The organism is Pseudomonas sp. SDO52101_S400, from assembly GCF_054071635.1.
The window spans coordinates 1-8,557 of sequence record NZ_JBSVWF010000110.1 but is presented as its reverse complement, the minus strand read 5'-3'; the positions used below and the strand labels follow the sequence as shown (position 1 = coordinate 8,557).

Sequence of the window (8,557 nt, the reverse complement as noted above, 5' to 3'; positions counted from 1 at the left end):
CCATCAACTTTGAATGACACACCGCATTCGCGAGCAAGCCCGCTCCCACATTGGAAAGGTGTTTGCAGTTTCAGCGGCCGAGATAGACTTCGATCACGCGCTCGTTGTCCTGCACCTGTTCCAGTGATCCCTCGGCCAGCACACTGCCCTGATGCAACACGGTGACGTGGTCGGCAATCGAGCCGACGAAGCCCATGTCGTGTTCCACCACCATCAGCGAATGCTTGCCCGCGAGCGACTTGAACAGCTCGGCGGTGAATTCGGTTTCGGCGTCGGTCATGCCCGCCACCGGTTCGTCGAGCAGCAATAGTTGCGGGTCCTGCATCAGCAACATGCCGATTTCCAGAAACTGTTTCTGCCCGTGGGACAGCAGCCCGGCCGGGCGATTGACCGAGGTGGTCAAGCGAATGGTGTCGAGCACTTCGCTGATCCGGTCTTTCTGTTCGCCGCTCAACTTCGCCCGCAGACTGGCCCACACCGACTTGTCGGTTTTCTGCGCCAGCTCAAGGTTCTCGAACACGCTCAGGGCTTCGAACACCGTGGGTTTCTGGAACTTACGACCGATGCCGGCCTGGGCGATCTGCACTTCGCTCATCTGCGTCAGGTCGAGGGTTTCGCCGAACCACGCCTTGCCATGACTTGGGCGGGTCTTGCCGGTGATCACGTCCATCAGCGTGGTCTTGCCCGCGCCGTTGGGGCCGATGATGCAGCGCAGTTCGCCGACGCCGATGTACAGGTTCAGATTGTTCAGCGCCCGGAAGCCGTCGAAGCTGACGCTGATGTCTTCCAGGGTCAGGATCGTGCCGTGACGGGTGTCGAGGCCCGGACCGACGCGTTGTCCGAGGCCGATCGAGTCGCGGCTGGTGCCCTCGTCCTTATTGGGCTCCACCGGGAAGAAGGCCGGTTCCAGCATGAATTCAGCGCTCGCCGTGACTCTCATGATTCACCTCGTTTCTTCAGCAGACCGATCACACCTTTGGGCAGGTACAACGTCACGACGATGAACAGCGCGCCGAGGAAGAACAGCCAGTATTCGGGGAAAGCCACGGTGAACCAGCTCTTCATGCCGTTGACCACACCGGCACCGAGCAGCGGGCCGATCAAGGTGCCGCGCCCGCCAAGGGCCACCCACACAGCGGCTTCGATCGAGTTGGTCGGCGACATTTCGCTGGGGTTGATGATCCCCACTTGCGGCACGTACAGCGCACCGGCCAGACCACACAGCACCGCGCTCAACACCCAGACGAACAGCTTGAACCCCCGTGGGTCGTAGCCGCAGAACATCAGGCGATTTTCCGCATCACGCAGCGCAGTCAGCACCCGACCGAACTTGCTGCGGGCCAGGCGCCAGCCGATGAACAGACTCGCCACCAGCAACAGCACCGTGGCCAGAAACAGCACCGCGCGAGTGCCGGGTTCGGTAATGCCGAAGCCGAGGATCGTGCGGAAATTGGTGAAGCCGTTGTTGCCGCCGAAGCCGGTCTCGTTGCGGAAAAACAGCAGCATCCCGGCGAAGGTCAGGGCCTGGGTCATGATCGAGAAATACACACCCTTGATCCGCGAACGGAAGGCGAAGAAACCGAACACCAGCGCCAGCAACCCTGGCGCCAGCACCACCAGACACATCGCCCAGAGGAAGTTGCCGGTGCCGCTCCAGTACCACGGCAACTCGGTCCACGACAGGAAGGTCATGAACGCCGGCAGACCATCACCGGCGGCCTGACGCATCAGGTACATGCCCATCGCATAACCGCCGAGGGCGAAGAACAGACCGTGGCCCAGCGACAAGAGACCGGCGTAACCCCAGACCAGATCCAGCGCCAGCGCGACGATGGCGTAGCAGAGAATCTTGCCGACCAGCGTCAGGGTGTAAGCCGAAACGTGCAGAGCGTTGTCCGCCGGCAACAACGACAGCAGCGGCAGGGCGATCAGCAACGCGAGAACCACCGCGCCGATGGCGAGGGTGACTTTGGGGCCGGCCTTTTGTGTGGCCGTGACTAGTAGAGGCTGGTTCATCAGTCGATCACCCGTCCTTTCAGTGCGAAGAGGCCTTGCGGACGTTTCTGGATGAACAGAATGATCAGCGCGAGGATCAGGATCTTGCCGAGCACCGCACCGATCTGCGGTTCGAGAATCTTGTTGGCGATGCCCAGGCCGAAGGCGGCGAACACGCTGCCGGCCAGTTGGCCGACGCCGCCGAGTACCACCACCAGGAAGGAGTCGATGATGTAGCTCTGGCCCAGATCCGGGCCGACGTTGCCGATCTGGCTCAGTGCCACGCCACCAAGCCCGGCGATACCCGAGCCGAGGCCGAAGGCGAGCATGTCGACGCGCCCTGTGGGCACGCCGCAGCACGCGGCCATGTTGCGGTTCTGGGTGACGGCACGCACGTTCAGACCCAGGCGGGTCTTGTTCAGCAGCAGCCAGGTCAGCACCACTACGAACAACGCAAAAGCGATGATCACGATGCGGTTGTACGGCAGCACCAGATTCGGCAACACCTGAATCCCGCCGGACAACCACGCCGGGTTCGCCACTTCAACGTTCTGCGCACCGAACACCAGACGCACCAGCTGAATCAGCATCAGGCTGATGCCCCAGGTCGCGAGCAGGGTTTCCAGTGGGCGGCCGTAGAGATGACGGATCACCGTGCGCTCCAGGGCCATGCCGATGGCGGCGGTGACGAAGAACGCCACCGGCAGCGCGATCAGCGGATAGAACTCGATGGCATTCGGGGCGTAGCGCTGGAACATCAACTGCACGACGTAGGTCGAGTAGGCGCCGAGCATCAGCATCTCGCCGTGGGCCATGTTGATCACGCCGAGCAGGCCGAAGGTAATCGCCAGCCCCAGCGCCGCGAGCAACAGAATCGAACCGAGGGACATACCGCTGAATGCCTGGCCTAGCAGTTCGCCGATCAACAGTTTGCGCTTGACCTGGGCGAGGCTGGTTTCGGCGGCTGTGCGCACGTTGGCATCGGTTTCGACGCCGGGTTCGAGCAGGCCTTCGAGGCGAGTGCGGGCCAGCGGGTCGCCGGTTTCACCGAGCAGACGCACGGCCGCGAGGCGCACCGCCGGATCCGTGTCGACCAGTTGCAGGTTGGCCAAGGCCAGGCTCAGGGCGGCGTGGACGCCTTCGTCTTTTTCGCCAGCCAGTTGCTGGTCGAGGAATTTCAGCTGCGCCGGTTTGACGCTTTTCTGCAATTGCTGCGCGGCAGTCAGACGGGTTTTGGCGTCGGCAGCGAGCAATTGGTGGCTGGCCAGAGCGGTGTCGATCAGACCTCGCAGGCGGTTGTTCAGGCGCAGGGTTTTGGGTTGGCCGTCGACGGTCAGTTCGCCTTGTTGCAGGGCGTTGATCAGTTCGACACGCGCCGGATCGGGTTGCGCGGCCCAGGCTTCCAGCAGTTTGGCCTGTTGCATCGGGTTGGCGGCGACGAAGTCTTCGGCGTCGCTGGCGTGGGCCATCATGGGCAGCAGCAGTGCGATGGCGCAGATAAAGCGGTAGATGGCAGTTGGCATTGGTGGTGTCCTGTTCAACCGCCCCCTCACCCTAACCCTCTCCCGGAGGGAGAGGGGACTGACCGAGGTGTTTGGGCGATGTGCTGCAACCTTCAGATTCGAGTCGAACTCAGGCTTTGAAAGCTTGAAGATCTACTCCTTTTCCCCTCTCACTCGGGGAGAGGGGACTGACCGAGTTGTCTGTTCATCAAGCATCGACCTGAAAAAACAGAGTCGAACTCAGGCTTTGAAAACGATGGAGATCTGCTCCCTTTCCCCCTCTCCCTGAGGGAGAGGGCTGGGGTGAGGGGGATGGATCTCAAGCCGTTCCCTTGCTCCAGAGTTGCCTCAGTTGCTCTTCACCGCATACTCCGGCTTCTTGTCATTACCCGGAATGAACGGGCTCCAAGGCTGCGCACGGATCGGCCCTTCGGTCTGCCACACCACGTTGAACTGACCGTCGGCCTGGATCTCGCCGATCATCACCGGTTTGTGCAGGTGGTGATTGGTCTTGTCCATGGTCAGGGTGTAGCCGGACGGCGCGGCGAAGGTCTGGCCGCCGAGGGCTTCGCGGACCTTGTCGACGTCGGTCGATTTGGCTTTCTCCACCGCCTGCGCCCACATGTGGATGCCGACGTAAGTGGCTTCCATCGGGTCGTTGGTCACGGCCTTGTCGGCGCCCGGCAGGTTGTGTTTCTTCGCGTAAGCCTTCCAGTCATCGACGAACTTCTTGTTCACCGGGTTCTCCACCGACTCGAAGTAGTTCCACGCCGCGAGGTTGCCCACCAGCGGTTTGGTGTCGATGCCGCGCAACTCTTCTTCGCCCACCGAGAACGCCACCACCGGTACATCGGTCGCCTTCAGCCCCTGGTTGGCCAGCTCTTTGTAGAACGGCACGTTGGAGTCGCCGTTGACGGTCGAGATCACAGCGGTCTTGCCGCCGGCCGAGAATTTTTTGATGTTGGCGACGATGGTTTGATAGTCGCTGTGGCCGAACGGGGTGTAGACCTCTTCGATGTCTTTATCCGCTACGCCTTTGGAGTGCAGGAACGAACGCAGGATCTTGTTGGTGGTGCGCGGATAGACGTAGTCGGTGCCGAGCAGGAAGTAGCGTTTGGCGCTGCCGCCTTCTTCGCTCATCAGATATTCAACCGCCGGGATCGCTTGCTGGTTCGGCGCAGCACCGGTGTAGAACACGTTCGGCGACATTTCTTCGCCTTCGTATTGCACCGGGTAGAACAGCAGGCCGTTGAGTTCTTCGAACACCGGCAGCACCGATTTGCGCGACACCGAAGTCCAGCACCCGAACACCACCGCGACCTTGTCCTGAGTCAGCAACTGCCGGCCCTTTTCCGCGAACAGCGGCCAGTTCGACGCGGGGTCGACCACCACCGGTTCCAGCATCTTGCCGTTCACCCCGCCCTTGGCGTTGATCTCGTCGATGGTCATCAACGCCATGTCTTTGAGCGATGTTTCGGAGATCGCCATGGTGCCGGACAACGAATGCAGAATCCCGACCTTGATGGTCTCGGCGGCCTGTACCGTCCAGGTCATGCCCATCGCGGCAATGGATGCCGTGAGTGTGAAAGCCTTGATCAAACTGCGACGCTTCATTGTGCGATCTCCACGAACGTTAAAGTTTTTTATGGTTGGCAGATGCGAACGACTGAAGGCTGTTTTGCAAGGGCTGTGCCCGGTCGGGATCGGGCAGCAAAAGGTCGGTTTAGAGCGGTTTCGCGCAGAGGCGGCGCACCAGGAGGGGACAGGCGGCAGGGTGTGGTGCGGGGAAGTGCTTCATTGTGGTGCTGCCGCGAGGCGGCAGCGGTGTCGGGTGGAACTCAGTTCACACCGGGGAACGAATCGACGTACTTGATGGTGAAATCAGGGAAGGAATCAACGATCTGGATTTTGTAGTCGGGAAAGCTGTCGACGGTTTTCCATTTGCCGGCCGAGTCCGGGAACGAGTCGACTTTCTTCACTTTGAGGTCGGGAAACGAGTCCACGACCTTCACCTTGTAATCGGGGAAGCTGTCGACGAATTTGATCTTGCCGTAGATCTTCGAGACATCGACGGTCGTATCGGCCAGCACCGCGCTGGATCCCACAAACAACAACGCGACAACAGCTGCTTTCAACATGACACTCATCCTGAGAAAAATCGGGTGCGCAGTCTAAGGCAGGCTCAGCGGCGGCGCATCAGGCCGATGAAAAACAGCCCGCCGAGCGCTGCCGTGGCGACGCCGATGGGCAGGTCTTCGGGAGCGATCAGCGTGCGTGCGGCGACATCGACCCACACCAGAAACACACTGCCGAGCAGCACGCATACCGGCAGCAGGCGCCGATGTTCTGCACCGATCAGACGCCGGGCAATGTGCGGCACCATCAGTCCGACAAAACCGATGGAGCCACTGATCGATACCAGAACCCCGGTCATCAGCGAAGCAATCACGAACACCCGCAGACGCACCGCCCGCGCGTTCAGGCCAAGGGTGACGGCAGTCTGTTCGCCGGCCATCAAGGCGTTCAGTGGTCGGGCCATGCCGATCAACAGAATCAACCCGAGCAACACGCTCAGTGCCGGCACCGCCAACAACTCCCAGCGCGCCAGACCGAGGCCGCCGAGCATCCAGAACATCACCGCCGAACTGGCGCGATGATCGCCCATGAACAACAGCAGATTGGCGATCGCCATCATCACGAACGACACCGCTACACCGCACAGCAGCAGACGATCGCTGTCCAACCGGCCCTGACGGTTGGCGATGCCCAGCACCAGAAACATGCTCGACAACGCGCCGATGAACGCGGCGATCGGCAAGGTCAGCAGGCCGACGATTTCACCGACGTGCAGCACCACGATTACTGCGCCGAGGGTGGCGCCAGAGGTGACGCCGAGCAGGTGCGGATCGGCCAGCGGATTGCGCGTTACCGCTTGCAGCACCGCACCGATCAGCGCCAGTCCGGCGCCGACCAACGCACCGAGCAACATGCGCGGCACGCGGATCAGCCAGACGATGTGCTCCTGGCCGGCGCTCCAGTCCGGCACGCCGAGGCCGAACAGCTTGTGCAGCAGAATCCACCACACCACGTCCACCGGCACCCGCGCCGGGCCGAAGCCCAGCGACACCACGCACGACACCAGCAGCACCGCGCCGAGGGCGATCAGCAACCAGCTGTAACGACGATTGCTCATTCGCCGTGGAACCCTTTGGCCAGGGTTTCAACTGCCAGCACGTTGTCGATCCCCGGGGTGGCCTGCACATAAGGGATGACGATGAAGCGCTGGTTCTTGATCGCGTCCACCGATTGCAGGGCCTTGTTCTTCAGCAGGAATTCAATCTTCTGCTCGGCGGTGATTTCGCTGTAGTCGACGATCACGATTACCTGCGGATTGCGCTCGACAACGGTTTCCCAGTTGACCCGGGTCCAGCTCGCCTCGACGTCATCGAGAATGTTGCGTCCGCCAGCAGCATCGATCAGCGCTTGCGGCATGCCGAGGCGGCCGGAGGTCATGGCGCGGTCTTCGCCACTGTCGTACAGGAACACCCGTGGTTTCTCGGCGGGCAGGTCCTTGCGGATGTCCGCGACCTGACTTTGCATGTCGGCGATCAGCGCGTTGGCGCGATCCTGCACGTCGAAGATTTTGCCGAGGTTGCGCAGGTCGTTGTAGGTGTCCTCCAGCGTCGCGGCCGGGCGCTTCATCACGAAGGCGCAGGATTCGGTCAGCTCATAGACGTTGATACCCAGCGGTTGCAGGGTCTGCGGTGTGAGATCACCGCCGACGCGCATGCCGTAATCCCAGCCGGCGAAGAAGAAATCGACGTTGGCGTTGAGCAGGGTTTCCACCGACGGGTACTTCGCCGCCAACTCTGGCAAACCGTCGAGCAGTGACTGCATTTGCGGCGTCACCGATTTCCAGCCACTGACACCGCTATAGCCGGCCATCTTCGACTTGAGGCCGAGAGCGAGCATCATCTGGGTCATGTTGATGTCGTGGCTGACCGCGTGCTTCGGCGCTTCCTTGAAGGTCACTTCACGGTCGCAGCTCTGGATCGTCAGCGGGTACTTCGTGGCCTCGGCAAAGGCGTGGGTGGTGCCCAGCAGCAGAGCGAGGCAAAGCAGGGAGCGCACAGTCATGGTCGGGTTATCCAGGTGATTCGCGGGTAGCCGTGGAGGGGGTGGGAGTCGATCAATGCTTCTACGCCAAACACGTCGCGCAGCAGTTCGACGGTGAGGACTTGTTGCGGGGTGCCGCTGGCGACGATGCGACCGTGGTTGATCACATACAAACGGTCGCAGAACGCGGCGGCGAGGTTCAGGTCGTGGATGCTCGCCAACGTGCCGATCTGCAAGCGCTTGACCAGTTGCAGCAGCTCCAGCTGATAACGCGGGTCGAGGTGGTTGGTCGGTTCGTCGAGGATCAGCAGTTGCGGTTGCTGGGTCAGGGCGCGTGCCAGGATCACCCGCTGTTTTTCACCGCCGGACAGCGTGGCGAACGCGTGGTCTTCGAAGCCGTCCAGTCCCACGGATTTGAGGGCCTGAGTGGCGAGGTGGCGGTCTTCCAGCGTGTCGCCGTCGAACAGGCCTTTGTGCGGCGTGCGGCCCATGGCGACCACTTCTTCGACGGTCAGGCCGAACGCATCGGGAAATTCCTGCAGGACCACAGCGATGCGTTGTGCGCACCAGCGTGAGGATTGCTTCCAGACGTTGTGGTGCCCGAGTTTGACCTCACCGTGCTCCGGCTGACTGAAGCGGTAGGCGCAGCGCAACAGGCTGGTCTTGCCGCTGCCATTGGGCCCGATCAGCCCGACGAACTCACCGGCGGCCACTTGCAATGAAGCGTCACGCAGCTGGAACTGGTGATGGCAGTGGCCGTGGCCCAGAGGTGTCCAGGCGAGATGGGTGAGGGACAGTGAGGTCATGTGAGGTTCAGTGTGATTTCCAAGGTTATGTCTGTCTGTTAGATCCATCCCCCTCACCCCAGCCCTCTCCCCCAGAGGGGGCGAGGGGGAAAGGGAGCCGATCTTCGTGCTCTTCAAATCCTGCGTTCGACTCGGTCT

Annotated in this window: 8 protein-coding genes; all 8 read right to left on the bottom strand. The window is 61.6% G+C overall.

Annotation, left to right across the window (positions count from 1 at the left end; all coding sequences use genetic code 11):
• Window positions 1-70: 70 nt before the first annotated feature.
• Window positions 71-940, bottom strand: coding sequence for an urea ABC transporter ATP-binding protein UrtD (gene urtD, locus ACW9HX_RS28585; protein ID WP_007950599.1), 870 nt, complete (start codon window positions 938-940; stop codon window positions 71-73).
• Window positions 937-2,016 (bottom strand): urea ABC transporter permease subunit UrtC, encoded by a 1,080-nt coding sequence (gene urtC, locus ACW9HX_RS28580; protein WP_457383151.1) that lies wholly within the window; start codon window positions 2,014-2,016, stop codon window positions 937-939. The genes urtD and urtC overlap by 4 nt, the downstream gene beginning before the upstream one ends.
• Entirely contained in the window at window positions 2,016-3,518 is a 1,503-nt protein-coding gene (gene urtB / locus ACW9HX_RS28575) for an urea ABC transporter permease subunit UrtB (protein ID WP_457383150.1), read from the bottom strand. The genes urtC and urtB overlap by 1 nt, the downstream gene beginning before the upstream one ends.
• 327 nt (window positions 3,519-3,845) lie before the next feature.
• Window positions 3,846-5,111 carry an urea ABC transporter substrate-binding protein gene (gene urtA / locus ACW9HX_RS28570; protein WP_457383149.1) on the bottom strand — a complete coding sequence of 422 codons (1,266 nt, stop codon included), beginning with the start codon at window positions 5,109-5,111 and terminating at the stop codon, window positions 3,846-3,848.
• Between the two features lie 224 nt (window positions 5,112-5,335).
• The gene (locus ACW9HX_RS28565) at window positions 5,336-5,635 is read right to left on the bottom strand and encodes a hypothetical protein (RefSeq protein WP_096819766.1); all 300 of its coding nucleotides are present in this window, start codon (window positions 5,633-5,635) and stop codon (window positions 5,336-5,338) included.
• Window positions 5,636-5,679: 44 nt separating this feature from the next.
• Entirely contained in the window at window positions 5,680-6,690 is a 1,011-nt protein-coding gene (locus ACW9HX_RS28560; RefSeq protein ID WP_457383148.1) for a FecCD family ABC transporter permease, read from the bottom strand.
• Window positions 6,687-7,634, bottom strand: coding sequence for an ABC transporter substrate-binding protein (locus tag ACW9HX_RS28555; protein ID WP_457383147.1), 948 nt, complete (start codon window positions 7,632-7,634; stop codon window positions 6,687-6,689). Before ACW9HX_RS28555 ends, ACW9HX_RS28560 begins: the two co-directional genes overlap by 4 nt.
• A complete protein-coding gene (locus ACW9HX_RS28550; protein ID WP_457383146.1) occupies window positions 7,631-8,419 on the bottom strand; it encodes an ABC transporter ATP-binding protein in 789 nt (262 codons plus the stop codon). Before ACW9HX_RS28550 ends, ACW9HX_RS28555 begins: the two co-directional genes overlap by 4 nt.
• Window positions 8,420-8,557 lie beyond the last annotated feature (138 nt).